This is a genomic window from Methylobacterium sp. 1030 (genome assembly GCF_040544715.1).
In the GTDB taxonomy this organism is placed as follows: domain Bacteria; phylum Pseudomonadota; class Alphaproteobacteria; order Rhizobiales; family Beijerinckiaceae; genus Methylobacterium.
Window position 1 is genome coordinate 249,523 of sequence record NZ_JBEPKM010000002.1, and the last position, 26,006, is coordinate 275,528.

Sequence of the window (26,006 nt, forward strand, 5' to 3'; positions counted from 1 at the left end):
CGCGGCGGCCTGCCGGGCGGTGTCACCGGATCGGCGCGCCGGTCGCCAGGATGCCCTTCGCGACGCTGCCCGCCGGGCCGAAGGCGGCGAGGGCCTGCGCGCACCACGTCTCCCGGCCGTCGGCGGCGAGCTGCTGGCGCACCTGCGTGGCGCGGGTGCGCAGCTTCTCCTCCAGGATCGCCTCCTGCCCGGCATTGACGCGTGCCGCGAGGCGGAGTGTCGTCAGCTGGCCGGCCCGGACCTGCACGCCCGGGCAGGCCTGCTCGGCGATGATGGTCGTGGCCGCCGCCGAGGCGTAATTGTCGAGGGCCGAGGCCGGCGCGGCCGGATTGGCCGGCGCGGCCGGATTGGCCGGCGCGGCGAGCGTCTGCGCGGCGGCCGTCCCCGCGAGATTCAGCGTCAGGGCTAGCGTCAGGGCAAGGGTGGGGACACCGACACGCCGCACGGCTGAGACCTCCAGGGTAAGCATCGATCGGCGCGGTGGCGCACCCGCATCTTCGCGACGATGCCGGGCGCCGACCGGGAGACGCGCGTTCCCTTGGGCGCGCCCCTCGCCGCGGCGCCGCGACGGCGGCTGACTACACGTCCGGCGACGGGGCGTCACCCGCCGCGTCGGCCCGCGGTCGGCAGACAGACCGGCCGTCAGGGCGCGGCCTTGAACTCGCCCTCGATGCGCAGGCTCACCTCGTCGCCGAGCTGCGGCAGGTAGGCGTTGATGCCGAAATCCGAGCGCTTGACGACCGCGCGCCCGTCGAAGCCTACGGTGTAGCGCTGGTCCACAGGGTGGATGCCGGCCTGGTTGAAGGTGGCGTCGATCGCGAACGGCCGGACCGTCCCCCGCAGGTTGAGGTCGCCGGTGATCCGCGCGGTGGTCGGGCTGGTGGGCTCGACCTTGGTGGCGGTGAAGGTGGCGCTCGGGAACTTGGCCGTGTCGAAGAAATCAGGGGCCGCGAGGTGCTCGTTCAGCCGGGTGCTGCCGGTGATGACGCCGCCGATCGGCACGGTCACCTCGAGGCGGCTCTTCTCGGGCGCCTTCGGGTCGAGCTGGAGCGTGCCGCTCAGGCCGGTGAACTGGCCGTAATAGGTCGAGTAGCCGAGATGCGAGACCGACCACGTGATCTTGCCGTGATCCGGATCGAGGACGTAGCTGCCGGGCCTGACCTGCGTCGGATCCGCGCTCGGCGCGACCGGTGCGGGCGGGGCTGCCGGGTTGTCCGCCGCCCGGGCCGGGCCGGCGCAGAGCAGGCCGATCAGGACAAGAAGTGGCGCGCGCATGTCATCCCCCCGTGACCGGCCAAGCTCGGCCGGCGCGGGCCCGTGATTTCATGATCTCCCTGCGCGCTCAAGCACGTCTGGCGAAGGCCGCCGCGGTTCTGTAGGCAAGCCGAGGTAGCGGCAGGCGTGGCATGATCGGCAAGCTCAAGGGCGTCGTGGACTCGTTCGGCGAGGATTTCGTGATCCTCGACGTGTCGGGGGTCGGCTACATCGTTCACTGCTCGGCGCGGACCCTGCAGCGCATGCCCAAGGTCGGCGAGCCCGCGGCGCTGTCGATCGAGACCCACGTCCGCGAGGACATGATCCGCCTCTACGGCTTCCGCTCGGACGCCGAGCGCGAGTGGTTCCGCCTGCTCCAGACCGTCCAGGGCGTCGGCGCGCGGGTGGCGCTCGGCGTTCTGTCGGTGCTGGAGCCCGAGGCGCTGGCGAGCGCCATCGCCACCGGCGACAAGGGCTCGATCAGCCGGGCCCCGGGCGTCGGGCCGCGCCTCGCCGCCCGGCTCGCCGCCGAGCTCAAGGACAAGGCCCCGGCCTTCGCGCCCGTCGATCCCGCGCTGGTCGCCCTTGCGGGCGCCGTCGAGGAGGGCGCCGCCCCGCAGCCGGTGGCGGACGCCGTCTCGGCCCTGGTCAATCTCGGCTACCCGCAGGTCCAGGCCGCCGCCGCCATCGCGGCCGCGCTCAAGGGTGCGGGGGAGGGCGCCGAGGCCAAGGTGCTCATCCGGCTCGGCCTGCGCGAACTCGCCCGCTGACGGCCCGACCTGACAGTTGGGGCGCAGTCAGATCGCGCGCCCTTGACCTGCGCGACCCGCGGTGCCATGTCGACCGCAACCAGTAAGACATTGAAAAGCCTGCTACTTTTCAACTCTTCTAAACTGGAGCGGGTGCTCGGGACGGTCGTCGACGACCGCGGCGGGCACGGGGATGACGGGATTTGCGGCGCGCATGATCGTCTGTTCTTGTAACGTCTTATCGGACGGCGCCGTGCGCGGCTGCCTCGCCCCCGGACCCGGCTGCCCGCGCACGCCCGCGCAGGTCTACGCCTGCCTCGGCTGCAGCCCGAAATGCGGGCGCTGCGCCCGCACGATCCGCGCGATCATGCAGACCGCGCTGGGCGAGGCCGCGGCGGCGGAGAGCAGCCATGCTTGCACGACGGCTTGCGCGAGCGCCTGTAGTTTGGTGAAATTCCAAACTGCGGATGAGGGAGTCGCGGCCTGATGCTTCTACCCCCCGCCTGAGAGCACGGTAAGGAGTACGGGGGCATGAAGGGCGACACCAAGGTCATCGAGTATCTGAATCGCGGCCTGCGCAGCGAGCTGACGGCCGTCAGCCAGTACTGGCTGCATTTCCGCATGCTCAATGACTGGGGCTACGTCGAGCTGGCGAAGTTCTGGCGCAAGGAATCGATCGAGGAGATGAACCACGCCGACCGGTTCATCGACCGGATCCTGTTCCTCGACGGGTTCCCGAACCTGCAGGAGCTCGACCCGCTGCGGATCGGCCAGAACGTCCAGGAGATCCTGGAATCCGATCTCGCCGCCGAGAACGAGGCCCGCAGCCTCTATCTCGAGGCCGCGAAGTACTGCGATTCGATCAACGACCGCGTGTCGAAGCGCCTCTTCGAGGATCTGGCTGAGGACGAGGAGGGTCACATCGACTTCCTCGAGACCCAGCTCGAGCTGATCAAGCAGATCGGCCTGCCGCTCTACGCGCAGAAGCATATCGGCGGGCTCGAGCAGATCGCCCCCGAGAAGGAGTGAGAGCGCCCGGGCTCCCGCCGCCCGCGCGGCGGAGCGGGAGCCCGGACAGCGATGCGGGCAGGGGTGGGGCCGGCGCGGCCGCGTTCCTGCCCGCCTGAGACGGCAAGCTGGGGAACGGGATGCGGCTCGTGGTGGTCGGCGCCGACGGGCGCATGGGGCGGATGCTGATCCGCGCGGTGGCGCAGGCCGAGGGCTGCACGCTCTCAGCGGCGATCGAGCGCGACGGCTCGCCGGCGCTCGGCCAGGACGCCGGTGTGCTCGCTGGGCTGCCACCCCTCGACGTTCCCGTCACCGACGACGCCCTCACGGCCTTCGCGGGCGCCGACGGCGTCCTCGACTTCACCGCGCCGGCCGCCACGGTCGCCTTCGCCGAGCTCGCCGCCCAGGCGCGCATCGTCCACGTCGTCGGCACGACCGGCCTCTCGGAGGACGATTTCGCCAAGCTGAAGGCGGCTTCGTACCACGCCCGCATCGTGCAGTCTGGCAACATGTCGCTCGGCATCAACCTGATGGCCGCCCTGGTCCGGCGGGTCGCCAAGGCCCTGGGCGACGAGTTCGACATCGAGATCGCCGAGATGCACCACCGCATGAAGGTGGACGCCCCCTCCGGGACAGCGCTGATGCTCGGCGAGGCCGCCGCGGAGGGCCGCGGCGTCGACCTGAAGGCGGTTCGGGTCTCGACCCGGGACGGGCATACCGGCGCCCGCCGGCCCGGCGATATCGGCTTCGCCACCCTGCGGGGCGGCAGCGTCGTCGGCGACCACAGCGTGATCTTCGCCGGCACTGGCGAGAGCCTGACGATCAGCCACCACGCGGCCGACCGGGGCCTGTTCGCCACGGGCGCCGTCAAGGCCGCGCTCTGGGCGCATCCCAAGCCGCCGGGGCTCTACACCATGACCGACGTGCTCGGCCTGTGACCGGCGGCGCGACGGCGATGGAGCGGCTCCTCGTCCTCGTCCGGCACGGCCAGAGCGAGTGGAACCTGCAGAACCTGTTCACCGGCTGGCGCGACCCGGACCTCACCGACCGCGGCGTCGCCGAGGCCCGCGCGGCCGGGCGCGGCCTCAACCGGGACGGCTACGGGTTCGACGTGGCCTTCACCTCCGAGCTGGTCCGCGCGCAGCGGACCTGCGCCCTGATCCTCGAGGAGATGGGCCTGTCCGAGATCCCGGTCCTGCGCGCGCGCGCCCTCAACGAGCGCGATTACGGCGACCTCTCCGGCCTCAACAAGGGCGAGGCCCGCGCCCGCTGGGGCGACGCGCAGGTCCACGCCTGGCGCCGGGGCTACGACGTGCGGCCGCCCGGCGGCGAGAGCCTGAAGGACACGGCCGCGCGGGTTCTGCCCTGCTACGTCGCGACGATCCTGCCGCGCGTGATGGCCGGCCAGCGGATCCTCGTTGCGGCCCACGGGAACTCGCTCCGCGCCCTGGTGATGGTCCTCGACGGACTGACCGAGGCGCAGGTGCCCGATCTCCAGATCCGGACCGGCGTGCCGCTGGTCTACCGCCTGAACGCCGACACCACAGTCGCCTCCAAGACCGTGCTGGAGCAGGTCGTCGACGCGGACCGCTGAGTGGCGACGGAACTCGCACCGGGCCTGATCCACCATCCGGGCTTCCTCGACGCGGCGGCCCGCGCGCGGCTCGCCGCGGAGATCGCCGCGGTTCTCGCCGAGGCGCCGCCCGTGACGCCGCGCATGCCCCGCACCGGCAAGCCGTTCTCGGTGCGGATGTCGAATGCCGGACCCCTCGGCTGGGTCTCCGACGTCGCGGGCTACCGCTACCAGCCGCACCATCCCGAGACCGGTCGACCCTGGCCGGCCCTGCCGCCGACCGCCCGCGCGGCCTGGGAGACGCTGACGGCCTATCCGGCCCCGCCGGAAGCCTGCCTCATCAACATCTACGCGCCGGGGACCCGCATGGGCCTCCACCAGGACCGCGACGAGGCGGATCTCGCCGCGCCGGTCGTGTCGCTGTCCCTCGGCGCGGCGGCCCTGTTCCGCTACGGCGGTCCGAGCCGGTCCGACCCGACCCGCTCGGTCCGGCTGCAGGCCGGCGACGCACTGGTGATGGGTGGCGCCGCGCGGCTCGTCTTCCACGGCATCGACCGGCTCTACCCGGACGGCGACCTGCTCGAAGCGGCCGACGGGCCCGGGTTCCTGCCGCCGGGCGGCCGCTGCAATCTCACCCTGCGACGCGTCACGGTGCCGGCCACGCCATGATGCGCGACACGCCATGACGCGCGAGCGAGATCCGGAGCCGGTGCCGACCGCGATGCCGCCGGCGATCCCCGGCGGGCGCGTCAGCGCGGCAGCGCAGTGGCCGGCGCTCGCCGGCTTCGTCGCGGCCGAGGCCCGCCTCCAGGTGGCGGTCCTGGCGCGCGGGCGCGTCACGGCCGGGCTCTACGAGTTCGTCCGGTTCGGGCTCAAGCAGGGCTGGGCCTGCCTGTTCGGCGGCCTGCTCCTGGCGCTCATGCTCGGCACGCGCCTCGTCTGGCCGGCCCACGCGCCCGTCGCCCGCTACGACGCGCTGTTCCTCGCCGCCCTCGTGCTCCAGGTCGCGATGCTGCGGCTGCGGATGGAGACGTGGTCGGAGGCCCGGGTGATCCTGGTCTTCCACGTCATCGGCACGGCCATGGAGATCCACAAGACCGCGATCGGCAGCTGGGTCTACCCGGAGGCGAACCTGTTCCGGCTCGGCGGCGTCCCGCTGTTCACGGGCTTCATGTACGCGGCGGTCGGCAGCTACCTCGCCCGCGTCTGGCGCCTGTTCGATTTCCGGTTCACGCGGCACCCGAGCCTGCGCCTGCTCGCGGTCCTGTCGGTGGCGATCTACGTCAATTTCCTCATCGATCATCGCGGCATCGACCTGCGTTTCGGACTCATCGCGGTCGCGGTCGCGGCCTTCGCCCCCGCGACCGTGTACTTCAAGGTCTGGCGGGAGCACCGCACCATGCCGCTCCTGCTCGGCCTGCTGCTCGTCGCGCTGTTCATCTGGTTTGCCGAGAATCTCGGCACGCTGTCCGGCACGTGGCTCTACCCGAACCAGCGGCAGCACTGGTCCATCGTCCCGGTGGCCAAGCTCTCGTCCTGGTTCCTGCTGATGATCGTGTCCTACACGCTGGTCGCGCGGGTGAACGGCATCGCGACCTGGCCGGCCGTGCCGGCCGCGCCCGCGCGTCGGGAGCTGCCGATGGCCCGCGCGACCCATCTCGGCCGCGTGGCCGCGGTGATCGCCCTCGGCCTGCTGCTGCGCGTGCCGCACTGGGGCCTGCCGCTCGCGATCCACCATTACGGCGGCGGGATCCTGTGGGGGGCGATGCTGTTCCTTCTGGTCGCGGCCCTGCGACCCGGCAGCTGGGGCCTGCGCTCCTGCCTGATCGCCGCCTTCGCGGCCGCCACGTTCATCGAGGGCAGCCGGCTCGTCCACACGCCGGCCCTCGACGCCTTCCGGACGACCCTGCCGGGTCAGCTCCTCATCGGCTCCATCTTCTCGCCGTGGAATCTCCTCGCCTACGGCGTCGGGATCGGCGCCGCCGCCGCGCTCGCGCTTTCCCTTCATCGTGAACGCAGGCGCGCCGCGTTGCCGGCTTGACAGAACAGGTCGCCCGGCAGACCCATCGGGTGCGGACTAACCCAAAGTTGGGTCCACCAGGAGAACCGGTTTTCGATGCGGATGCGCAACCTGACGCTGCGTCTCGGACGGGTTCTGTGCGCAGCCGCGCTGGCGGCCAGCCTCGGCTCGGCCGCCCGGGCCGGCGATCCCGTCTATCCCGCGGGCTCGCGCTTCGGCTTCGACCCGCCCGCCGACATGTCGCTGTCGCGGCGCTTCTCGGGCTTCGAGCGGAAAGAGGGTGGCGCGACCGTGTCGGTCGTCGAATTGCCCGCGAACGCCTTCGCGGAGCTCGTCAGCGGCTTCACCGACGCCAACCTGCTGAGCCAAGGCTTCGCGGTCGAGAAGCGCGAGGAGGTCAAGATCGGCGACAACGAGGGCATGCTCTACACCGGTGAGCAGCCCGCCGATCCCGGCTCGTCCGCGCCGGCGATCCGGAAGTGGATCCTCGTCGTCGGAACGCCGACCGTGACCGGGCTGATCATCGCCCAGGCGCTGCCCGACGCCGAGACCGAGGCCTCGATGCGCAAGATGGTGACCGGCGTCACCCTCCGGCCGGCCCTGTCGCTGACCCAGCAGGTCGACGCGCTGCCCTTCCGCATCGCCGACATGGCGGGCTTCCGGCCCGTGCGGGTGATGGCCGGCAACTCGGTCCTCCTCACCAGCGGCCCGAAGGACCAGATGCAGAATCTGGAACAGCCGATCCTCGTCCTCGCACAGGCCGTGCAGCAGCCGCCCGGGGCCGAGCAGCGGGACGGCTTCGCCCGCGCCGCCCTGGCGTCCAATCAGACCCTCAAGGACTTCGTCATCGAGCGGGCGCAGAGCTACCGGTCGAACGGCGTCGACTGGCACGAGATCGTGGCCCGCGCCCTCGATCAGCCGACCAACCAGCCCGTCGTGGTCATGCAGACCATCCGGTTCGCACCGGACGGCTACGTCCGCGCCCTCGGCGTCGTGCGGCAGGATCAGCGCGACGGCGTCCTCGCCAAGTTCCGCCAGGTGGTGGACAGCGTTCAGGTCAAGTAGCGCGTCACCAGACGACGGCCTGCCCGTCGCGGCGCGGGTCGCTCGCGGCCACGTAGCCCTCGACGGCGGGATCGCCCATCCGCCAGATGAACTGGCCGGCGCCGAAATCCTGGTAGCTGTCCTCGATCACCTCGAGTTCGTGGCCGAGGGCCTTCAGGCGTTCCAGGGTCGCGCCCGGCATCGCCGCCTCGACGTTGATGTCGAGCCCCTCGTTCACCCGCCACCGCGGCGCGTCGCAGGCCGCCTGCGGGTTCTGGCCGTGGTCGATCATCCGCACCAGGGTCTGGACGTGCCCCTGCGGCTGCATGTTGCCGCCCATCACGCCGAAGCTCATCACCGGGGCTGCGTCCTTCGTGAGGAAGCCCGGGATGATGGTGTGGAACGGGCGCTTGCCGGGCGCCACCACGTTGGGGCTCTCCGGATCGAGCACGAAGCCGTAGCCGCGATTCTGCAGGGAGATGCCCCAGCCCGGGACGACCACGCCGGAGCCGAAGCCCATGAAGTTCGACTGGATGAAGCTCACCATCATGCCGGACTCGTCGGCCGCGGTGAGGTAGATCGTGCCGCCCGCGGGCGGCTTGCCCGGCCCGAAGACCTGGGCGCGGTTTCGGTCGATCAGCTTGGCGCGCTCCGCGAGGTAGGCGGGGTCGAGCATGGCCTCCGGCGTCACCTCCATCCCGCGGGGGTCGGCGACGTACCGGTAGGTGTCGCTGAAGGCGAGCTTCATCGCCTCGATCTGCAGGTGCTGCGACTCCGGCCCATCGACCGGCAGGCCGCCGAGGTCGAACTGCTCGAGGAGGCCCAGCGCGATCTGCGCCGCGATACCCTGGCCGTTCGGCGGGATCTCGTGCAGCGTGTAGCCGTGATAGTCCTTCGCGGTCGGCGTGACCCATTCGGGGCGGAACGCCGCGAGGTCGGCGGCGGTCATCGCGCCGCCGTTGGCCCGCGCGTGCGCGGCGATCGCCTCGGCGATCTCGCCCCGGTAGAAGGCCTCGCCCTTTGTCTCGCCGATCAGTCGAAGGGTCTTCTCGGCGCCCGGGAAGGTCACCAGCTCGCCGACATCCGGCGCCCGGCCCCGCGGCAGGAAGAATTCCGAGAAGCCCGGCTGGCGGGTGATCGCCTCGATCCGGGCCGCGGCCGCCCATTTCTGCTGGACCACCACCGGCGCGAGGTAGCCCCGCTCGGCGATGCGGATCGCGGGCTGCATCAGGTCGGCGAAGGGGAGGCGGCCGAAGCGCTCGCTCAGCGCCGCCCAGGCGGCGACCGCGCCCGGCACGGTGACCGAGTCCCAGCCGCGCATCGGCGGCCGCTCGCCGGCGCCGTACTTCTTCAGGAAGTAGTCCCGGCTCCAGGCGGCCGGCGCACCGCCGGAAGCGTTGAGGCCGTGCAGCGCCTTCCCGTCCCACAGGATGCAGAAGGCGTCGGAGCCGAGACCGTTGCTGCACGGCTCGGTGACGGTCTTGGCGGCCGCCGTGGCGATCGCGGCGTCGACCGCGTTGCCGCCGGCCTGGAGCATCTGGATGCCGGCCTGCGCCGCCAGCGCGTGCGAGGTCGCCACGCAGTTGCGCCCGAACATCGGCATCCGCAACGACGGATACCCGGTCACCCAGTCGAACGGCTTCATCGCTCAGTTCCCGGTCTCGGCAGCCCACGCGCTCCCGCGGCACTTGGCATACAGGATATCGGGCCCCGGTGAAGGCGTGGCCGGGCATGCCCGCCAACGAAAAACGCGGGCCCGAGGACCCGCGCTTCGTAAACGTGATGCTGCCTTGTCGGGCCGCTCAGTAGGGGCGGCCGTAGAGCGGCGAGGTCGGGTCCAGCCGGTCGACGAAGGAGAGGTCGACGTTGCGGATCGCCGAGGAGCGGGCGCCGATGAACGGCCCGTTGGTGATCGGATCCGGCAGGATGCCGCGGCCGAAGCGGTCCGTCGGGCCGTAGGGCGGGGTCAGCTGGTTGGACGCCGCGATCAGGTAGGGGTTCAGGGCCGGGTTGCGCGAGCCGCCGGCGCCCGGAACGTTCGAGGTCAGCGGCACATTGCCGGCATCGAGCCAGCTGCGCGGGCGCACGCGGATCGGGAGCGGCCGGCTGACCCGGTAGATCGGGCCGGGGACGTAGCCATCCTGAGCCTGGGCGGGCGCGGAGGCCAGAGCGCCGAGGCCGGTGGCGGCGACGACGCCGAGAAGGGCGATCTTGAGCGAGCGCATGGCCAACCTTGTCCTTGAGTGCCATCAGTATGGCGACCGAAGCTTAACAGTTCGCCGCCTTTGACGATAAGACGCTTGGGCGAGGCTGTTGTTCCGCCCTTATGGCTGAGCTTGTGCGTTTTGCCACACTCCGGCCTCATTTTTTATTTTGCGACCGCCGGATTAACGATCCGACCCTCCCGGGAGGCTCTGTCGCGGCCGATGCCGGGCACGCGCCCGCCGGATCGGGCGCGACCGAGAAGGCCGCCGTCGTGGCGGCATCGGCGAGGTCGACGAGGCTCAGCGCGTCGAGCATGCAGCCGAGGGCCTGCGGTTCCGGCGGGCGCGCGAGGGGCGCGCAGAGCCATCCGTCGAGCTGGAAAGCCGTGTCGCGCGTGACGAAGCCGGTGCAGGTCCGCTGCGCGGGGCCCGCGAAGGTCACCTCCAGGGTCTCGACCGCACCGAACTTGGTGCGGATCTGATCGCGGGCGCCGGTCCGGGCCACCGCCAGGGCCGGCCGGTCGAGGGCCGGACCGTTCGCGGCGCGCCGGGCCATGAGGACGAAGAGCGTCGGCGGTGCGCCCGAGCGGGGCCCGCGGGTGAGCTGGACCCGCAGGGCCGGCGCCTCGATCGCCGCGACGTCGCCCCGGATGAGGGTGTCCTCGCGCAGCCCGGTCCGCGGATCGACGCGGGCGGACACGCGCACCGGATCGAGCCCGGGTTCCGCGAGCCCGAACTGGGCGACCGAGGCCGCGGGCGGCGCCGGCGAGGCCTGGACCGACGGGACGAAGGCGGTCTCCGCGGCCGGCGGCGGCGCGGGCGCGGAGGTCGGGGTCTCGCCGGGCCAGCGGGGGAGGGCCCACAGGACGGCGATCGCCGCCGCGGCGAGGGCGATGCGCAGGCCGAGAGATCCCGGGGAGACCGGGGCGTCCGGCGCGCGCGCGGCCCGGCCGCCCGGCACGCCGAGCCCGATCCGATCGACGAGGGGCGCTGTTCCGGTCAGGGGCGTGCTCCGTGGCGGCGGGAGGCCGCGGGTGGACGCCAGCGTCGCGCCGAAGGATTGAATTCCCTCTGCCGGTCCGAGGCCGTCACCGGGTTTCCGGAGGCAGGGTGAATCGAGTGTTGCGCCGTCGGCGGCCTTGACAGCGCGCGCCCTTGCGCGCCTTGCTCGACCCGGCCGTCGCCCCCACCTCCGCGGAGGACGGGGTCTGCGGCCGCGCCCGTTTGGCGGGCGCGTCCGGCACGAACGATCCTTCGGCCGATTGTACTGGCACAGGCGCGGCACCCGGATCGGTCGGGGTTTTCCGCGCGGAGACGAGAGATGGGTTACAAGGTCGCCGTCGTCGGCGCCACGGGCAACGTGGGCCGCGAGATGCTCGATATCCTGGCCGAGCGGGCTTTCCCCGCCGACGAGGTCGTGGCGCTGGCCTCGCGCCGCAGCCAGGGTCAGGAAGTCTCCTACGGCGACAAGACGCTCAAGGTCAAAACGCTGGACACGTACGACTTCTCCGACACCGACATCTGCCTGATGTCTGCCGGCGGCGAGGCGTCGAAGGAGTGGTCGCCCCGCATCGGCCAGCAGGGCTGCGTGGTCATCGATAACTCGTCGGCGTTCCGCTACGACGCCGACGTGCCGCTGATCGTGCCCGAGGTGAACGCTGACGCGGTGGTGGGCTTCACCAAGCGCAACATCATCGCCAACCCGAACTGCTCGACCGCCCAGCTGGTCGTCGCGCTGAAGCCCCTCCACGAGGCGGCCACGATCAAGCGCGTCGTCGTGTCGACCTACCAGTCGGTCTCCGGCGCCGGCAAGGAGGCGATGGACGAGCTGTTCAACCAGACCCGCGCCGTGTTCACCGCCGGCGAGATCAAGCAGGGCGGCAAGTTCACGAAGCGCATCGCCTTCAACGTCATCCCTCACATCGACGTGTTCATGGAGGATGGCTACACGAAGGAAGAGTGGAAGATGGTCGCCGAGACCAAGAAGATGCTCGACCCGAAGATCAAGCTGACGGCGACCGCCGTCCGCGTGCCGGTCTTCATCGGTCACGCGGAATCGGTGAACGTCGAGTTCGAGCAGCCGCTCACGGCCGAGAAGGCGACCGAGATCCTGCGCGCCGCCCCCGGCGTGCTGGTGATCGATAAGCGCGAGAACGGCGGCTACATGACCCCCCACGAGGCGGCCGGCGAGGACGCGACCTACATCTCGCGCATCCGCGAGGACGCGACGGTGGAGAACGGCCTGAACTTCTGGTGCGTCTCGGACAACCTGCGCAAGGGCGCGGCCCTCAACGCGATCCAGATCGCCGAGGTGCTCGTCAATCGTAAGCTGCTGAACCGCGCCAAGCGCGCCGCCTGAGACTGTTTCCTCTCCCGCTGGGGGAGGGGGCTCTGTCCGACGGATCCTCGGGACACGGTCCCGAGGATCCGTCACGGCTCGGGATCGTGACGCGGATCGGTGGTGCGGACCTTCCGTCCGCGACGTGTCCGCACTGCGTGCGCGGGCCGGCTGTTCATAGCCGAGAGGCTTCGCGGCCGCTCGTTGAGCGCCGCGACCATTCCGGTCATCGACGGCCGGAAGCGGGTCAGGCGTCACCGATATCCGCCTGCTGGTACCGACCGTCGCATCGTTCCGCTTCCGGCCGCCGCCGCGGTGCGGTTCCGTCGGGCACGCGGGCGCGAAATGGGCGGACTTCTCGCCGCCCGGTCCGGCTACGCCATGCCGAGGGCCTGCATGTAGAGCTCGAGGATCGCCTCCTGCTCCTGGCGCTCGCTGTGGTCCTGCTTGCGGATGCGCAGGATCGTCCGGACGGCCTTCGCGTCGAAGCCCCGGCCCTTCAGCTCGGCGAACACCTCCTTGATGTCGCCCATGATGCCGGCCTTCTCCTCCTCGAGACGCTCTAGGCGCTCGATGAACTGCTTCAGCTCGTCCGCGGCCACGCCCTCGGCCGACGAGACGTCGCCGCCGGGCCGCTGCGCGGCGGTGGGCATCGAATGGGCGTTCATGGGGCTCTCCCGAATGCACGGCGCGGTTGCGCCCTGGACCCGTGGTTAACGGGCGCGCCTTACCGGAAGCTTAGCCGATTCGCCGCCGTCCGGCCGCCGCATCAATGGTCCTTGATCAATGGTCCTTGGCCTGCGCGGCCGAGAAGCCCGCCTGCTGCTCCGCACTCGCCTCCGTCTGGAAGCGCGCCTTCCACTCGGCGTAGGGCATCCCGTAGACCGCCTCGCGGCTCTCGTCCTTGGTCAGCGCGACGCCCGTCTCGTCGGCGGCGTCCTTCAGCCAGTTCGACAGGCAGTTCCGGCAGAAGCCCGCCAGGTTCATCAGGTCGATGTTCTGCACGTCCGTCCGGTTGCGCAGATGCGCGACGAGGCGGCGGAAGACCGCGGCCTCGAGTTCCGTCTGGGTCCTGGGATCGATCTCGCTCATCGGTCGCAACTCTCTTCGGGTCGGGCGGGCCACACCCGATTTCGGGGTCGGCCCGGCGGAGATCAAGCCGCGAGCAGCGGGCGCAGCACGCGGGCGAAGCGCGCCGCCCACTCCGCTTGGCCGTCCGCGCCGGCGATCAGGTCCTGGCGGATCTCCACCAGGGCGTTCGCGAGGCCGCGCGCGGTGGCGTGGCGGTCGATCGTGTCGCCCGGCAGGCCGCCGCCGTAGGGCGCGTTGTCGCCGACGGTGAGCCCGGCCGGATCGGCCTCCAGCGCGCGGATCAGCGGGCGGGCGAAGCGGTCGTCCCGGTCGTACAGGATCCCGACCTGCCAGGGCCGCGCGATTCCGCGCCAGTAGGGCGTGAAGCTGTGCATGGTCAGGAGCACGGGCGGCCGGCCCGCAGCCTGGGCGGCGGCGATCGCGTCGTCGATGGCCGCGTCGAACGGCGCGTAGAACCGCGCGATCCGGGCCTGCTTCCCGGCCTCGTCGATCCGGGCATTGCCCGGCACGACGGCGCCGTCGGACAGGCGCATCACCAGCGTCGGATCGGCGCGCCCGCGATTCGGGTCGATGATGAGGCGGGAGAAGTTCGTCAGGATCGCCGGGGCGCCGAGCTGCGCCGCGAGGCTCCGCGTCACCGCCGCCGCGCCGATGTCGTAGGCGATGTGCCGGGCGTATTCCGACGCGGGCACGCCGAGCGCGATGTCCGGCGGCACGAAGTTCGAGGCGTGGTCGCAGGCGATGACGAGGCCGCAGGCGGGGTCGCCGGGGATGATCTCGCAGGGATGCGCGGGCGGGACGGCCGATTCTGTCTCCGGTCGGGTCACGGGGCTCCGAGGTCTTCAGAGAGGTCTTCAGATCTGTGCGAGGGCACCGATGGCGCTTGCCGTCGCGCGGCCGCTCGGGCAGATCACCTATCAAGGATCGTGCGCTCACGGCAAGAAACGGGCCCGCCGCCCAGGGAAGAAACGGGCGGGGATCGCGCGACACAATGGAGAGAGGAGCCCGTTCGACGCCATGACCGACACCGTTCCGCCCGTCACCGACGCGGCCACCCGGGACCAGCGCGCGCTCCTCGATTCGATCCTCACGGCCGCGATCCGCGCCGCCCATCCGGATCTCTGCCTGCCGCCGCACCTGCCGGAGCCGAGCCCGGGCCGCCTGATCATCCTGGCCGCCGGCAAGGCCGCGGGCAGCATGAGCGCCGTGGCGAGCCGCTTCTACCGGCAGAAGCACGGGCTGGGTGACGACCGGATCGTCGGCCTCGCGGTGGCGCGGCACGGCTACGGGCAGGAAGCGCCGGGGATCCACATGGTCGAGGCGGGCCACCCGGTCCCCGACGAGGCCGGCATCTCGGCGACCCGCGAAGCGCTGCGGCTCGCCACCGAGGCCGGGCCCGACGACGAGGTCCTGGTGCTGCTCTCGGGCGGCGGCTCGGCCAACTGGATCGCCCCCGCCGGCGACCTCACGCTGATCGAGAAGCAGGCGATCACCCGGGCGATGCTCCGTTCCGGCGCGCCGATCGGCGAGATCAACACGGTGCGCAAGCACATCTCGCGGATCAAGGGCGGCCGCCTGGCCCTCGCGGCCCGCAATGCCCGGCGCGTCCTGACGCTGGCGATCTCCGACGTGCCCTTCGACGATCCGGCGGTGATCGCCTCCGGGCCGACCATGCCCGATCCGTCGACCCTGGCCGATGCCCGGGCCATCTGCGAGAAGCGCGGCATCCCGCTGCCCGAGGAGGCGGTGCGCCTCCTGAACGACCCCAACAACGAGACGCCGAAGGCCGGCGATCCCGCCTTCGCCCGCGCCGAGTACCGCATCATCGCCCGGCCGATCGACGCCCTGAACGCCGCCGCCGAGGCGGCCCGCGCGGCCGGCTACGAGCCGATCCTCCTGGGCGCCGACCTGGAGGGCGAGGCCCGCGAGGTCGCGGCCGAGCACGCGGCCGAGGCCAAGCGCCACAAGGCGGCCGGCAAGCGCGTCGCGCTGATCTCCGGCGGCGAACTCACCGTCACCATCCGCGGCGAGGGCCATGGCGGCCCGAACCAGGAATACGCCCTGGCGCTGGCGGTCGCGCTCGACGGCGAGCCCGGCATCTTCGGCATCAGCGCCGACACCGACGGGACCGACGGCGGGCGGGGCCTCGCCACCGACCCGGCGGGCGGCCTCGTCGACCCCACGACCCTCGAACGGGCCCGGGCCGCCGGCCTCGACCCGGCCGCGATGCTGGAGCAGAACGACTCCACCGCCTTCTTCGCGGCCCTCGGCGACCTCGTGAACCCCGGTCCGACCTGTACCAATGTCAACGACTGCCGCATCATCCTCGTCAATTAGCTCTCGCGTCTCGGCGGCTCAGCTCCTCCCGGCAGTCACGGTCCTCGGCCTCGCGCTCCTCGGCGCGAGCCCCGCCCGGGCGGACCTGCGCCTGTGCAACCAGACCGCCAGCAAGGTCGGGATCTCGCTGGGCTACCGCGATCCCCAGGGCTGGGTGACGGAGGGCTGGTGGGATCTGGCGCCGAAGGCCTGCGAGACGCTGCTCAAGGGCGCGCTGGCGGCGCGGTTCTACTACGTCTTCGCGGTCGACTACACGCGCGGCGGCGAGTGGAGCGGCCGTTCGCTGATGTGCACCCGCGATTCGGAGTTCACGATTCGCGGCATCGAGGATTGTCTCGCCCGCGGCTACGACCGCAACGGCTTCTTCGAAGTCGACACCGGCGAGCAGAAGAGCTGGACCATCCAGCTCACGGATCCGAACCGGCCGGACGCGCCGGCGAAACCGTAATGTGAAGGCGGCGGCCGAGACCGCGGTCTTGACGCTGTCCGGCCCGAGATGCTCACAGCCGATCTGCGCTCCCTGAGCCAGATCTTTCAACCGCCGGCGCTCGACGCCGCGCGGCAACGAGAACACGGAGGAAATACGCTTGAAACGGTCACGCCGCACGAAGATCGTCGCCACCCTCGGTCCGGCCTCCGATTCGCCGGAGATGATCGAGCGGCTGTTCCGCGCGGGCGTCGACGTATTCCGGCTCAACATGAGCCACCTCCCGCGCGAGAAGCTGCCCGAGAAGGTGGAGGCGATCCGCACCATCGAGCGCGAGGCCAAGCGGCCGATCGGCATCCTGGTCGACCTGCAGGGACCCAAGCTGCGGCTCGGCACCTTCGCGGAGGGCGCCGCGATGATCGAGGCCGGTGCCACCTTCGTGCTCGACGGCGACCCGACCCCCGGCGACGCCGCGCGCTGCCACCTGCCGCATCCGCAGATCCTCGAGGCGCTGGAGCCGGGCCACGCCATCCTGGTCGACGACGGCAAGCTGCGGCTGACCGTGCTCGAGACGGCGCACAACCGGGCCGTGACCCGCGTCGAGGTCGGCGGCCGGATCTCGAACCGGAAGGGCGTGTCCCTGCCGCACACCGTGATCCCGGTGCCGGCGATGACCGACAAGGACCGGGCCGACCTCGATGCCGGCCTGAACGCCGGCGCCGACTGGATCGCCGTCTCGTTCGTCCAGCGGCCCGAGGACGTGGCCGAGGTGAAGAAGGTCTGCGCCGGCCGCGCCCTGGTGATGGCCAAGATCGAGAAGCCGCAGGCGCTGGCGCGTCTCGACGAGATCATCGAGATCTCCGACGGGCTGATGGTCGCCCGCGGCGACCTCGGCGTGGAGATGCCCCTGGAGCAGGTGCCGGGCGTGCAGAAGCGCATCACCCGCGGCGCCCGGCGCTACGGCAAGCCGGTGGTCGTGGCGACCCAGATGCTCGAATCGATGATCACCGCGCCGGTGCCGACACGGGCCGAGGTCTCCGACGTCGCCACGGCGGTCTACGAAGGGGCGGACGCCGTGATGCTCTCCGCGGAGAGCGCCTCGGGCGCCCACCCGATCGGGGCCGTGGAGACCATGAACCGCATCGCCGAGCAGGTGGAGCGGGACGCGATCTACTGGTCGATCATCCGGGCGCAGAGCGCGACCCCCGACGAGACGGCCGCCGACGCCATCGCGGCGGCGGCGCACCAGATGGTCGACGCACTGAGCCTCGACGCGATCATGGCCTGGACCAATTCCGGCTCGACGGCCCTGCGCCTGTCGCGCGAGCGCCCGAACGCCACCGTGATCGCGCTGACGCCGCGGCGCGAGACCGCCCGGCGCCTCGCCCTGGCCTGGGGCACGCACCCGATCGTCACCAAGGACGCGAGCGACGTGGACGACATGTCGTTCCGCGCCGCCAAGTTCGCCGTGCGCGAGAAGTTCGCCGCCGTGGGGGACCGGGTGATCGTCGTGGCCGGCCTGCCGTTCGGCACGCCGGGCGCCACCAACCTCGTGCGGCTGACCTTCATCACCCGCGAGCACGCCGAGAAGGCCTGACGGCACCCTGGTACGAAAGCGGGACCGGCCGGCGTGTCAGTGCGCGACGGCCGGCTGCGGGCCGGCCGCGCCCGTCGCGCCGGCCAGCCGGGCGACCTCCTCGGCGACCCGATCGGCGGCGACGTACTGGAGCATGTGGCCGATGCCCGGCAGCAGAACCAGCCGCGCGCCGGGGATCGCGCGGGCCAGCGGCACCGCCTGCGTGTCGGCGCGGACGATCGGGTCCGCCTCGCCGGAGATCACCAGGGTGGGCACGCGGATCGCGCCGTAGCGCGGGCTCTGCGCCGCGAGGGCACGCGGCAGGCCGAGCAGGTCCTGGACGTTGGCGAGCAGCGTTCCGGGCCGCAGGACCAGGTCCGACCGCGCCAACTCCGGGTAATCCGCCCGCGGCGGTTGCGGCTGGAAGACCCGGCGCGCCGCCTCGGGCAGGAAGTGTCGCGCGATGGGCGGCCCGACCGTCCGGCTGAGCAGCCACGCCACCGGCGGGGTCACGGCGAGCCGCCAGTACCACGGCAGATCGGGCATCCGGTCCGGCATGGGCATCGCCACCGGTGCCGCGAGGGCGAGGGCCGAGACCCTGTCCGGGTGGCCCAGGGCGAGGGCCAGGGCGAGGGCGCCGGCCCAGGAATGGCCGAAGACGAGCGCCGGGCCGACACCCATCCGTTCCAGTGCCTCGGCGATCAGGGCGGCCTGCGCCGCGGGGGGCGCGGTGTCGCCGCCGCCGATCCGGTCGCTCCAGCCGAAGCCCGGCCGGTCGAACGCGATGACCCGGAAACCCCGCGCCGCGAGCCGGCGGCCGATCCCCTCCATGGGATCCGACGCGTTGGCCGAAGCGCCGTGCAGGAGCACGACGGGCGGCCCGTCGGCCGGTCCGTCCTGCAGGGTCGCGAGGCGGCCGCCGGTCACCGCCACGAACGGGCCGGCCGGCGGGTTGGCTGCGCCGACCCGCAGGGTGATGACCAGCGTCGCCAGCGCGCCGGCCGCGAGGACGAGCCCGGCGAGGGCGAGGGGCAGGGCCAGGAGGGTGAGGAGGACGGCGGTCACCCGGCTCACAGGTCGCGGCCGTCTACCTCCGGAGTGAGGCGGTTGATCGCCTCGCCGATCTTCTCCATTTGCGGGTAGAGCGCCCGCGCCCGCCGGAAGGCGGCGAGCGCCCGCGCCTTGTCGTCGAGCGATTCGTAGATCCGGCCCATCGCGGCCCAGGCCTCGAAGTGGCGCGGCTCCAGCACCAGGGCCCGCTGCAGGTCCGCCAGGGCGTCGTCCTTGTCGGACAGGAGCCAGAACACCGTCGCGCGCCGGTTCCAGCCCTCCGACCAGTTCGGCTCGAGGGCGGTGACGCGGTCCATCAGCTCGGCCGCCAGGGGGAAGTCGTGTGCGGTGACCGCCTGACGGGCGCGATCGGTGAGGAGGTCGGTGGTCGGGCTGCCCGACCCGGCCATGCGCCGCTCGATCAGCCGGGCGATGCCCTTGGCCTCGGCCGGGTCCTCGCTGGCGCGCAGGCGGGCGAACAGGTCGTCCAGGCTCGGCGGCTTGGGCGCCGGCTTCCCCTCGGGCGCGGCGCGGCCGGAACGCCCGGCCTCCGGGGCCGCCCGCGCCGCCGGGATGTCCAGGGCGAGGGCCGACAGGCAGACCAGGGCGGCGAGGAGGCGGGTCGGCGTCATGCGGCCAGACTGTGCGCCGGCCCGGGATCCGTCAACGTGCCGCGGTGCCGCGCGCATGCGGAAACGGCCGCGCCCCTTCGGGTACGGCCGTCCCAACGTCGATCGTCGTCCGACCCGGCCTGACCGGGCGGAGCGGCCTCAGCCCTGGCGGGCCTTGAAGCGCTTCTGGGTCTTGTTGATCACGTAGACCCGGCCCTTGCGGCGCACGAGCTGGTTGTCGCGGTGGCGGCCACGCAGGGACTTGAGGGAGTTGCGGATCTTCATGGGTCTCTCGAGCCCGGAGGGCCGTCCGTTGTGTAGGGTGTCGGGAACGTGGTCACGAGGCTGGACGCGGGGTCGCGTCCGGCGATCACGGCTCACGCATCGCGGGATGGCGCGGCCATATCAGGATTCGCCCCCGGAAGGCAAGGCGCGCCGGGAATCGAGCGGAGGGGGGCGGCTCAGTGAACCCTGTCGAGATCCGGCACCGCCGGTGCCAGCACGAGCTGCCGGCCGATCTCGTGCAGCAGCACGTCGAGCAGCGGCTTCAGGCGCTCGAACCCCGGCTGGGGCAGGCCGTCCTCGGCGGCGTTGTAGAGGGCCAGGGCCATCTCGGCGACCCGGTCGATGCCGCCGGCCGCCACGTCGGTCGCGCAGAAGGCGGATTCGTCGAGGAAGCCGTCGCGGCCGCACTCGGTCACGTCGATGACGATCCCGTGGGCCTCGCTGACGCCGCCCTGCGCGTCGAGGATGAAGCGGCCGCGCGCGAGGATCCACCGGACCTCGCCCGGCTCCGGGACGGTCCGGTACTGCGCGATGTACAGGCCGCCTTGCCGGCGGAGGTCATCGAGGGTCGACGCGATCCGACGCTGATCCTCCGGGTGGATGCGGTCCAGGAAGCTTTCGAAGGTCGTGCCGCTGCCGCTTTTCGTCCTGGGCAAGCCCAGCATGGTCGCGGCGACGGGGTCGCACCGCAGAACATCGTCGGCGATGTGCCAGGTCCAAGTCCCGACATCCGACACAGCGAGCGCGCGCGCCACACTGCTGCCGCCCCGCCGCTTCGTGCGCACGCCGACGCCCACAGGCTCGATCTCCAGCCATTTTCAGGCGGTCTGCCCAGACCGCTTCGTTGGTCGACACAATACTGAGATCACGAATGCGGCACAACGCGCGAGTTCTGCAGGGCTGAGCTGTATCGCACCGGTATCGGCCGGATCAGGGACGATGGTAAACGCCGGTCAATATCCCCTTCGCGAGGACCTGACCGCGCATGGCCTCGATCAGCGCGCCGCGGCCCGGCGCCTCGGCGAGGGCGAGGGGCTGACGCAGCGCGTAGATCTGGAAGAGGTACGGGTGAGGCCCGTGGCCGTTGGGCGGGTCCGGCGGCAGCCACTCCGCGCGCAGGAAGCTGTTCCGGCCCACGGCCTCCACGGTGCCCGCGTGGCCGGGCCCCGGCAGCGCGCCCTCCGGCAGGCCGGCGGGCTCCGGCGGGACCGACCAGGCGATGAGATGGACCAGCGGCCGGGGCGTCGGGCTGCCCGCATCCTCCACGAGGAGGACGAGGGCGGCGGTACCCGCCGGCAGCCCGCTCCAGGCGAGGGGCGGCGACACGCCCGCGCCGTCGGCCGTGAAGCGCGCGGGCAGGTTCGCCCCGGCGGCGAAGGCCGGGCTCGACAGCGTCACGGTCTCGGGCACGTCGCGGAAGTCCGCGCGGGACGTCGTCTTCTCCAGGCCCGCCTTCAGCCCCGACAGCGCCTCGCCGAGCACACCGGGAATCTTCTCGAGCATCGCCGCGTCCTCCACCGCGATGGCAACGGCGGAGGAGGAGACCCGTTCACGCCGACCGCTCGGCCGCGACCATGTAGTTCACCGCCTTGTCGCGGCTGGTGCGCCACCCGTCCGTCAGCGGGTTGTAGACGACGCCGACCGTGTCGGTGACGTCGAGGCCGCCGGCCCGGATCGCGCGGGCGAGCTCGTCCGGCGTCACGAACTTCTCCCAGTCGTGCGTGCCGCGCGGCAGCCAGCCGAGCACGTACTCGGCACCGACGATGGCGAGCGCGAAGGAGCGCAGCGTGCGGTTGAGGGTGGCTCCGAACAGCATTCCGCCGGGCTTCACCGCCGCGCAGGCGGTCCGCACGAAGGCCGGCATGTCGGAGACGTGCTCGACGACCTCCATGATCAGCACCGCGTCGAAGCTCTCGCCGCCGGCGACCACCGCCTCGATGGTCTGCCCGCGGTAATCCACCGGCACCCCGGCCGACTCGGCGTGGGCCCGGGCCACCGCGACGTTCTGCTCGGCCGGGTCGAGGCCGGTGACCCGGGCGCCGAGCCGGGCCAGCGGCTCCGAGAGCACGCCGCCGCCGCAGCCGACGTCGCAGATCGTCAGCCCGTCGAGGGAGAAGGGCGCCTTCGGGTCGCGGCCGAACCTGCGGCAGAGGGCGTCGCGGATGTAGGTGAGCCGCACCGGATTGAACCGGTGCAGGACGCGCATCGGGCCGGTCTCGTCCCACCACGTGGCGGCGAGCGCGTCGAAGCGCGCGACCTCGCCGCGGTCGACGAACCCTTCCGTGACCCGGTCCGTGGCTGACCTGTCCATGCGTGTTCCGTCCTCATGCCGGCGGCCGGGATCCGCCGCGCGGTTTCGTGCCTGCATCGTGCTCGCGCTCTAGCACGGCGATCGCCCGGAAGTCGCCGCGGCGCGCGGGCGCCATGCTTGGCCGGTTGTTGACACTCCTCCGGGCCGCTTGTACCCGCCGGGCACCGTCCGGACGGGGCTGCAGCGGCCCGTCCAATCGCCACCGGGAACCCGCGACCGAGAGACCATGCCCCGTCTGGTGATGAAATTCGGCGGCACCTCCGTCGCCAACGTCGACCGCATCCGCAACGTGGCGCGCCACGTCGCCCGCGAGGTGGCGGCCGGCTACGACGTCGCCGTGATCGTGTCCGCCATGTCGGGCAAGACCAACGAACTGGTCGACTGGGTCAAGGACGCGAACCCGATCTACGATCCGCGCGAGTACGACGCCGTCGTGGCGTCCGGCGAACTCGTCACCGCCGGCCTCCTGGCGATCGCCCTGCAGAAGGACGGGCTCAAGGCCCGTTCCTGGCAGGGCTGGCAGATCCCGGTCGTGACGTCGGACGCGCACGGATCGGCCCGCATCGCCGACATCGACCCGAAGAATCTCGAGGCGGGCTTCGCCAAGGGCGAGGTCGCGGTCATCGCCGGCTTCCAGGGTGTCCACGACGAGACCGGCCGCGTCACGACGCTCGGCCGCGGCGGCTCCGACACCTCCGCGGTGGCCGTGGCGGCCGCGATCGGGGCCGAGCGCTGCGACATCTACACGGACGTCGACGGCGTCTACACCACCGATCCGCGCATCGTCCCGAAGGCCCGTCGCATGGAGCGGGTCACCTTCGAGGAGATGCTGGAGATGGCCTCGCTGGGCGCCAAGGTGCTGCAGGTCCGCTCTGTAGAGCTCGCCATGGTCCACCGGGTGCCGACCACGGTCCGGTCCTCCTTCGATCCGCCGGACGCCGCGCGCCCGGGCACCCTCATCTGCGACGAGGACGACATCGTGGAACAGCAGATCATCACCGGGATCGCCTTCTCCCGGGACGAGGCGCAGATCACCCTGCGCAAGGTCAAGGACAGCCCGGGCGTCGCCGCCGCGATCTTCGGGCCGCTGGCGGATGCCAACATCAACGTGGACATGATCATCCAGACCGTGTCGGGCGACCAGTCGACCACCGACATGACCTTCACGGTGCCGTCCGCCGAGTACGAGCGGGCCCGGAAGATCCTCGACGAGGCCCGCGCGCAGATCGGCTACGCGCAGATCGAGGGCGCCACCGACGTGGTGAAGGTGTCGGCGATCGGCGTCGGGATGCGCAGCCACGCGGGCGTCGCCGCCAAGGCGTTCCGGGCGCTCGCCGAGAAGGGCATCAACATCCGCGCGATCACCACCTCGGAGATCAAGTTCTCCGTGCTGATCGACGCCGCCTATACGGAGCTTGCCGTGCGCACGCTTCACTCGCTATACGGCCTGGATCAGGCCTGAGCCTGGGACGCGGGTTCGAGCGGGGCGCGTGGTGTGAACTGAACAGTCACGGGCCGATCCGCCGATCCCAGAACGCCTCTGGGACCAGCGACCCGGTCCATCCGGCGCCGGCCGTCCCGGGTCTGGCGCCAAGGTTGCAGGGTGGTCGACGCCAAGGCCGCTCACCGACGCTGGAACGACGAACCGATGCCCGCTGCGCCCGGAGGCCCGCGCCTGCTGCTGCGCCGCCTCCGCGAAGCGATGGCGGAGCCGGTCAGCCCCCAGGCGCGCCTCGACCGCATCGTCGTCCTGATCGCCGCCAACGTGGTGGCCGAGGTCTGCTCGGTCTACGTGCTGCGCGACGACAACACCCTCGAGCTGTTCGCCACGGAAGGTCTGAACCGCGAGGCGGTGCACCAGACCCGCATGCGCACCGACGAGGGCCTCGTCGGCCTCATCGCGCGCACGGCGGAGCCGCTCTCGCTCTCGGACGCCCAGAACCACCCGGCCTTCTCGTACCGGCCTGAGACGGGCGAGGAGGCCTACCACGCCTTCCTGGGCGTGCCGCTGCTGCGCGCCGGCAACACGCTCGGCGTCCTGACGGTCCAGAACAAGACCTACCGCGTCTACTCCGAGGAGGAGATCGAGGCGCTCCAGACCACCGCCATGGTGCTCTCGGAGATGATCGCCTCGGGCGAGCTGGAGGGGCTCGCGCCGGACGCCGGCACCGCGGCCCGCCGCCCGGTCCTGGCCCGGGGCATCGCCCTCGCGGACGGCATCGGCCTCGGCTACGTGGTGCTGCACGAGCCCCGCGTCGTGGTGAAGACGCTGATCGCCGAGAACGTCGAGCGCGAGGTCGCGCGCCTCGACGCGGCGATCGAGGAGGTCCGCTCGGCGATCGACGCCCTGGTGGAGCGCGGCGACCGGATCGGCACGGCGGAGTCCCGCGAAGTGCTCGAGACCGTCCGGATGTTCGCCCACGACAAGGGCTGGCTCCGCCGGATGCGCGAGGCCGTGGGCTCGGGCCTGACCGCGGAGGCCGCGGTCGAGCGGGTCCAGTCGGACAACCGCGCCCGGATGATGCGGCAATCGGATCCGTACCTGCGCGAGCGGCTGCACGATCTCGACGACCTCGCCAACCGCGTCCTGCGCACGCTGATCGGCCCCGAGGCGGCCGGCGCCCTGGTGCTGCCCGAGAACGCCATCCTGGTGGCGCGCACCATGGGCCCGGCGGCGCTCCTGGACTACGAGGCCTCGACCCTGCGCGGCATCGTCCTGGAGGAGGGCGGTCCGACCAGCCACGTCGCCATCGTCGCCCGGGCGCTCGGCATCCCGGCTGTGGGCGAGGTCGAGAACGCCACCGCCCTGTGCGACGCCGGCGACGCGATCATCGTCGACGGCGTGGCCGGCGAGATCCATGTCCGGCCCGGTCCCGAGGTCGAGGCCGCCTACGCCGAGATGGTGCGCCTGCGCGCCCGCCGGCAGGAGCAGTACCGGGCGCTGCGCGACGTCCCGGCCCAGACCCGCGACGGCGTGCGCGTCGGCCTGCACCTCAACGCCGGCCTGCTGGTGGATTTCAGCCACCTGCAGGAGACGGGGGCCGAGGGCGTCGGCCTGTTCCGCACCGAGCTGCAGTTCATGGTGGCGCAGCGCATGCCGTCGGCGGCCGAGCAGGAGGAGCTGTACCGCAAGGTCTTCGCGGCCTCGGCCGGCAAGTCCGTCACGGTCCGCACCCTCGACATCGGCGGCGACAAGATCCTGCCCTACATGGCCAAGCTCGAGGAGGAGAACCCGGCGCTGGGCTGGCGGGCGATCCGCATCGGCCTCGACCGGCCGGCGCTGCTGCGCATGCAGCTGCGCGCCCTCCTGAAGGCCGCCGACGGCGACCCGCTCAAGATCATGTTCCCGATGGTCGCCACGGTGGACGAGTTCGTGCGCGCTCGCGGCATCGTCGAGCGCGAGAAGGCCTACCTCAAGCGCCACGGCTACCGGCTCCCGACCGATTGCCGCCTCGGCGCGATGATCGAGGTGCCGTCGCTCCTGTTCCAGATCGACGAGATCGCCAAGGAGGCCGACTTCCTCTCGGTCGGCTCGAACGACCTGATGCAGTTCCTGTTCGCGGTGGACCGCGAGAATCGGCGGGTCGCCGACCGGTTCGATCCGCTGAGCGTCGCGGCGCTGCGCGCGTTCCGCCTGATCGCCGAGCGGGCCAACGCAGCCTCCTGCCCGGTGACGGTGTGCGGCGAGATCGGCGGCCGGCCCCTCGACGCCATGGCGCTGATCGGCCTCGGCTACCGACAGCTGTCGATGTCGCCGGCCGCCATCGGCCCGGTCAAGGCGATGGTGCTGAGCCTCGACGCGGCCGCGATCGCCGCGCTGATCGACGCCGAGATGGCGCGGATGCACGACGGCGATTCCCTGCGCCCGGCGCTGACGGCCTTCGCGCACGCGCACGGCATCCCTATCTAAGCGCGAACGCGACCCTTGCCGAACATTCGGCCGGGGTTGTACGGCAACGCCACGACGATTTCGGTCGACGCGCCGCGGCTTCCGCTCTCGGACGGACGAGGCGTGGATTTGGGGGACGTCCTGCCGGGTCCTACACCCTCCAAGCCACGCAGCTCCGTCCCGCAGGACGAGACGCGCGCCCGGCCCGCAACCGCACGCGCAGACCTGCAGAAACACG

The 26,006-nt window shown here is 71.9% G+C and carries 28 protein-coding genes; 14 read left to right on the plus strand and 14 right to left on the minus strand.

The annotated features are described in order from the left end of the window. Window positions 1-22: 22 nt before the first annotated feature. A complete protein-coding gene (locus ABIC30_RS03555; protein WP_354454080.1) occupies window positions 23-445 on the minus strand; it encodes a hypothetical protein in 423 nt (140 codons plus the stop codon). A gap of 197 nt (window positions 446-642) precedes the next feature. Beyond that, complete coding sequence (locus ABIC30_RS03560; RefSeq protein WP_354454082.1) at window positions 643-1,275, minus strand: YceI family protein; 633 nt, start codon at window positions 1,273-1,275, stop codon at window positions 643-645. A gap of 131 nt (window positions 1,276-1,406) precedes the next feature. Here ABIC30_RS03560 and ruvA point away from each other — a divergent pair, with 131 nt between their 5' ends. The 8 genes from ruvA (at window position 1,407) to ABIC30_RS03600 (ending at window position 7,669) form a co-directional block, all read left to right on the plus strand. Beyond that, complete coding sequence (ruvA, locus tag ABIC30_RS03565) at window positions 1,407-2,024, plus strand: Holliday junction branch migration protein RuvA (protein ID WP_020091486.1); 618 nt, start codon at window positions 1,407-1,409, stop codon at window positions 2,022-2,024. A 193-nt stretch (window positions 2,025-2,217) separates the two neighbouring features. Next, on the plus strand, window positions 2,218-2,490 hold the full coding sequence (locus ABIC30_RS03570) for a (2Fe-2S)-binding protein (protein ID WP_083916283.1): 273 nt from the start codon (window positions 2,218-2,220) through the stop codon (window positions 2,488-2,490). Between the two features lie 44 nt (window positions 2,491-2,534). Then, window positions 2,535-3,032, plus strand: a complete 498-nt coding sequence (bfr, locus tag ABIC30_RS03575) for a bacterioferritin (RefSeq protein ID WP_012317139.1) — start codon at window positions 2,535-2,537, stop codon at window positions 3,030-3,032. A 119-nt stretch (window positions 3,033-3,151) separates the two neighbouring features. After that, window positions 3,152-3,949, plus strand: a complete 798-nt coding sequence (dapB, locus tag ABIC30_RS03580; RefSeq protein WP_056521879.1) for a 4-hydroxy-tetrahydrodipicolinate reductase — start codon at window positions 3,152-3,154, stop codon at window positions 3,947-3,949. 17 nt (window positions 3,950-3,966) lie between these two features. Then, window positions 3,967-4,605: a 2,3-bisphosphoglycerate-dependent phosphoglycerate mutase gene (locus ABIC30_RS03585; RefSeq protein ID WP_354454212.1), complete on the plus strand. Its 639-nt coding sequence runs from the start codon at window positions 3,967-3,969 to the stop codon at window positions 4,603-4,605. Then, entirely contained in the window at window positions 4,606-5,253 is a 648-nt protein-coding gene (locus ABIC30_RS03590) for an alpha-ketoglutarate-dependent dioxygenase AlkB (RefSeq protein ID WP_331327081.1), read from the plus strand. Window positions 5,254-5,266: 13 nt separating this feature from the next. Then, window positions 5,267-6,625 carry a DUF817 family protein gene (locus ABIC30_RS03595; protein ID WP_354454085.1) on the plus strand — a complete coding sequence of 453 codons (1,359 nt, stop codon included), beginning with the start codon at window positions 5,267-5,269 and terminating at the stop codon, window positions 6,623-6,625. Between the two features lie 75 nt (window positions 6,626-6,700). Beyond that, complete coding sequence (locus tag ABIC30_RS03600; protein WP_020091491.1) at window positions 6,701-7,669, plus strand: hypothetical protein; 969 nt, start codon at window positions 6,701-6,703, stop codon at window positions 7,667-7,669. 4 nt (window positions 7,670-7,673) lie between these two features. On the opposite strand, the gene ABIC30_RS03605 is transcribed toward ABIC30_RS03600, so the two are convergent. From ABIC30_RS03605 to ABIC30_RS03615, 3 genes are all read right to left on the minus strand, one after another. Continuing rightward, window positions 7,674-9,293 (minus strand): gamma-glutamyltransferase family protein, encoded by a 1,620-nt coding sequence (locus ABIC30_RS03605; RefSeq protein WP_331327083.1) that lies wholly within the window; start codon window positions 9,291-9,293, stop codon window positions 7,674-7,676. A gap of 157 nt (window positions 9,294-9,450) precedes the next feature. Further along, a complete protein-coding gene (locus tag ABIC30_RS03610; RefSeq protein ID WP_020091493.1) occupies window positions 9,451-9,873 on the minus strand; it encodes a hypothetical protein in 423 nt (140 codons plus the stop codon). A 136-nt stretch (window positions 9,874-10,009) separates the two neighbouring features. Then, entirely contained in the window at window positions 10,010-10,813 is an 804-nt protein-coding gene (locus ABIC30_RS03615) for a hypothetical protein (RefSeq protein WP_354454088.1), read from the minus strand. Window positions 10,814-11,173: 360 nt separating this feature from the next. On the opposite strand from ABIC30_RS03615, the gene ABIC30_RS03620 reads away from it, so the two are divergent. After that, window positions 11,174-12,211 (plus strand): aspartate-semialdehyde dehydrogenase, encoded by a 1,038-nt coding sequence (locus ABIC30_RS03620; protein ID WP_020091495.1) that lies wholly within the window; start codon window positions 11,174-11,176, stop codon window positions 12,209-12,211. 353 nt (window positions 12,212-12,564) lie between these two features. Here ABIC30_RS03620 and ABIC30_RS03625 read toward each other — a convergent pair whose 3' ends face one another. The 3 genes from ABIC30_RS03625 to ABIC30_RS03635 all read right to left on the minus strand — a co-directional run bounded on the left by ABIC30_RS03625 (window position 12,565) and on the right by ABIC30_RS03635 (window position 14,109). Next, complete coding sequence (locus ABIC30_RS03625; RefSeq protein WP_026604676.1) at window positions 12,565-12,843, minus strand: DUF2312 domain-containing protein; 279 nt, start codon at window positions 12,841-12,843, stop codon at window positions 12,565-12,567. A gap of 130 nt (window positions 12,844-12,973) precedes the next feature. Next, the gene (locus tag ABIC30_RS03630; protein WP_020091496.1) at window positions 12,974-13,282 is read right to left on the minus strand and encodes a DUF1244 domain-containing protein; all 309 of its coding nucleotides are present in this window, start codon (window positions 13,280-13,282) and stop codon (window positions 12,974-12,976) included. Window positions 13,283-13,344: 62 nt separating this feature from the next. Continuing rightward, window positions 13,345-14,109 (minus strand): N-formylglutamate amidohydrolase, encoded by a 765-nt coding sequence (locus tag ABIC30_RS03635; protein ID WP_020091497.1) that lies wholly within the window; start codon window positions 14,107-14,109, stop codon window positions 13,345-13,347. Window positions 14,110-14,299: 190 nt separating this feature from the next. Between ABIC30_RS03635 and ABIC30_RS03640 the strand changes: the two genes are divergently transcribed. From ABIC30_RS03640 to pyk, 3 genes are all read left to right on the plus strand, one after another. Then, window positions 14,300-15,619: a glycerate kinase type-2 family protein gene (locus ABIC30_RS03640; protein ID WP_331327085.1), complete on the plus strand. Its 1,320-nt coding sequence runs from the start codon at window positions 14,300-14,302 to the stop codon at window positions 15,617-15,619. Next, the gene (locus ABIC30_RS03645) at window positions 15,585-16,067 is read left to right on the plus strand and encodes a DUF1036 domain-containing protein (protein ID WP_026604677.1); all 483 of its coding nucleotides are present in this window, start codon (window positions 15,585-15,587) and stop codon (window positions 16,065-16,067) included. Before ABIC30_RS03640 ends, ABIC30_RS03645 begins: the two co-directional genes overlap by 35 nt. A 139-nt stretch (window positions 16,068-16,206) precedes the next feature. After that, window positions 16,207-17,643 carry a pyruvate kinase gene (pyk, locus tag ABIC30_RS03650; RefSeq protein WP_020091500.1) on the plus strand — a complete coding sequence of 479 codons (1,437 nt, stop codon included), beginning with the start codon at window positions 16,207-16,209 and terminating at the stop codon, window positions 17,641-17,643. 36 nt (window positions 17,644-17,679) lie between these two features. On the opposite strand, the gene ABIC30_RS03655 is transcribed toward pyk, so the two are convergent. From ABIC30_RS03655 to ubiG, 6 genes are all read right to left on the minus strand, one after another. Next, window positions 17,680-18,696 (minus strand): alpha/beta fold hydrolase, encoded by a 1,017-nt coding sequence (locus ABIC30_RS03655; RefSeq protein ID WP_331327086.1) that lies wholly within the window; start codon window positions 18,694-18,696, stop codon window positions 17,680-17,682. Further along, window positions 18,693-19,304 carry a tetratricopeptide repeat protein gene (locus tag ABIC30_RS03660; RefSeq protein WP_331327087.1) on the minus strand — a complete coding sequence of 204 codons (612 nt, stop codon included), beginning with the start codon at window positions 19,302-19,304 and terminating at the stop codon, window positions 18,693-18,695. The genes ABIC30_RS03655 and ABIC30_RS03660 overlap by 4 nt, the downstream gene beginning before the upstream one ends. 138 nt (window positions 19,305-19,442) lie before the next feature. Continuing rightward, entirely contained in the window at window positions 19,443-19,568 is a 126-nt protein-coding gene (ykgO, locus tag ABIC30_RS03665) for a type B 50S ribosomal protein L36 (RefSeq protein WP_003601867.1), read from the minus strand. Between the two features lie 176 nt (window positions 19,569-19,744). Further along, complete coding sequence (locus ABIC30_RS03670; protein ID WP_331327088.1) at window positions 19,745-20,365, minus strand: PAS domain-containing protein; 621 nt, start codon at window positions 20,363-20,365, stop codon at window positions 19,745-19,747. A 133-nt stretch (window positions 20,366-20,498) separates the two neighbouring features. After that, window positions 20,499-21,071 carry a YbhB/YbcL family Raf kinase inhibitor-like protein gene (locus ABIC30_RS03675; RefSeq protein ID WP_331327089.1) on the minus strand — a complete coding sequence of 191 codons (573 nt, stop codon included), beginning with the start codon at window positions 21,069-21,071 and terminating at the stop codon, window positions 20,499-20,501. Window positions 21,072-21,117: 46 nt separating this feature from the next. After that, complete coding sequence (gene ubiG, locus ABIC30_RS03680) at window positions 21,118-21,879, minus strand: bifunctional 2-polyprenyl-6-hydroxyphenol methylase/3-demethylubiquinol 3-O-methyltransferase UbiG (protein WP_331327090.1); 762 nt, start codon at window positions 21,877-21,879, stop codon at window positions 21,118-21,120. Window positions 21,880-22,105: 226 nt separating this feature from the next. Here ubiG and ABIC30_RS03685 point away from each other — a divergent pair, with 226 nt between their 5' ends. Together ABIC30_RS03685 and ptsP are read left to right on the plus strand one after the other, a co-directional pair. After that, window positions 22,106-23,341, plus strand: a complete 1,236-nt coding sequence (locus ABIC30_RS03685) for an aspartate kinase (protein WP_056521840.1) — start codon at window positions 22,106-22,108, stop codon at window positions 23,339-23,341. A gap of 186 nt (window positions 23,342-23,527) precedes the next feature. After that, window positions 23,528-25,789 (plus strand): phosphoenolpyruvate--protein phosphotransferase, encoded by a 2,262-nt coding sequence (ptsP, locus tag ABIC30_RS03690; protein WP_020091506.1) that lies wholly within the window; start codon window positions 23,528-23,530, stop codon window positions 25,787-25,789. Window positions 25,790-26,006 lie beyond the last annotated feature (217 nt).

Bases quoted from the DNA above. Each gene is read 5' to 3' on its own strand.
- ABIC30_RS03560 (WP_354454082.1), bottom strand. From the start codon at position 1,275: ATGCGCGCGCCACTTCTTGTCCTGATCGGCCTGCTCTGCGCCGGCCCG.
- ruvA (WP_020091486.1), top strand. From the start codon at position 1,407: ATGATCGGCAAGCTCAAGGGCGTCGTGGACTCGTTCGGCGAGGATTTC.
- ABIC30_RS03570 (WP_083916283.1), top strand. From the start codon at position 2,218: ATGATCGTCTGTTCTTGTAACGTCTTATCGGACGGCGCCGTGCGCGGC.
- bfr (WP_012317139.1), top strand. From the start codon at position 2,535: ATGAAGGGCGACACCAAGGTCATCGAGTATCTGAATCGCGGCCTGCGC.
- dapB (WP_056521879.1), top strand. From the start codon at position 3,152: ATGCGGCTCGTGGTGGTCGGCGCCGACGGGCGCATGGGGCGGATGCTG.
- ABIC30_RS03585 (WP_354454212.1), top strand. From the start codon at position 3,967: ATGGAGCGGCTCCTCGTCCTCGTCCGGCACGGCCAGAGCGAGTGGAAC.
- ABIC30_RS03595 (WP_354454085.1), top strand. From the start codon at position 5,267: ATGACGCGCGAGCGAGATCCGGAGCCGGTGCCGACCGCGATGCCGCCG.
- ABIC30_RS03600 (WP_020091491.1), top strand. From the start codon at position 6,701: ATGCGGATGCGCAACCTGACGCTGCGTCTCGGACGGGTTCTGTGCGCA.
- ABIC30_RS03605 (WP_331327083.1), bottom strand. From the start codon at position 9,293: ATGAAGCCGTTCGACTGGGTGACCGGGTATCCGTCGTTGCGGATGCCG.
- ABIC30_RS03610 (WP_020091493.1), bottom strand. From the start codon at position 9,873: ATGCGCTCGCTCAAGATCGCCCTTCTCGGCGTCGTCGCCGCCACCGGC.
- ABIC30_RS03620 (WP_020091495.1), top strand. From the start codon at position 11,174: ATGGGTTACAAGGTCGCCGTCGTCGGCGCCACGGGCAACGTGGGCCGC.
- ABIC30_RS03625 (WP_026604676.1), bottom strand. From the start codon at position 12,843: ATGCCCACCGCCGCGCAGCGGCCCGGCGGCGACGTCTCGTCGGCCGAG.
- ABIC30_RS03630 (WP_020091496.1), bottom strand. From the start codon at position 13,282: ATGAGCGAGATCGATCCCAGGACCCAGACGGAACTCGAGGCCGCGGTC.
- ABIC30_RS03640 (WP_331327085.1), top strand. From the start codon at position 14,300: ATGACCGACACCGTTCCGCCCGTCACCGACGCGGCCACCCGGGACCAG.
- ABIC30_RS03645 (WP_026604677.1), top strand. From the start codon at position 15,585: ATGTCAACGACTGCCGCATCATCCTCGTCAATTAGCTCTCGCGTCTCG.
- ABIC30_RS03660 (WP_331327087.1), bottom strand. From the start codon at position 19,304: ATGACGCCGACCCGCCTCCTCGCCGCCCTGGTCTGCCTGTCGGCCCTC.
- ykgO (WP_003601867.1), bottom strand. From the start codon at position 19,568: ATGAAGATCCGCAACTCCCTCAAGTCCCTGCGTGGCCGCCACCGCGAC.
- ABIC30_RS03675 (WP_331327089.1), bottom strand. From the start codon at position 21,071: ATGCTCGAGAAGATTCCCGGTGTGCTCGGCGAGGCGCTGTCGGGGCTG.
- ubiG (WP_331327090.1), bottom strand. From the start codon at position 21,879: ATGGACAGGTCAGCCACGGACCGGGTCACGGAAGGGTTCGTCGACCGC.
- ABIC30_RS03685 (WP_056521840.1), top strand. From the start codon at position 22,106: ATGCCCCGTCTGGTGATGAAATTCGGCGGCACCTCCGTCGCCAACGTC.
- ptsP (WP_020091506.1), top strand. From the start codon at position 23,528: ATGCCCGCTGCGCCCGGAGGCCCGCGCCTGCTGCTGCGCCGCCTCCGC.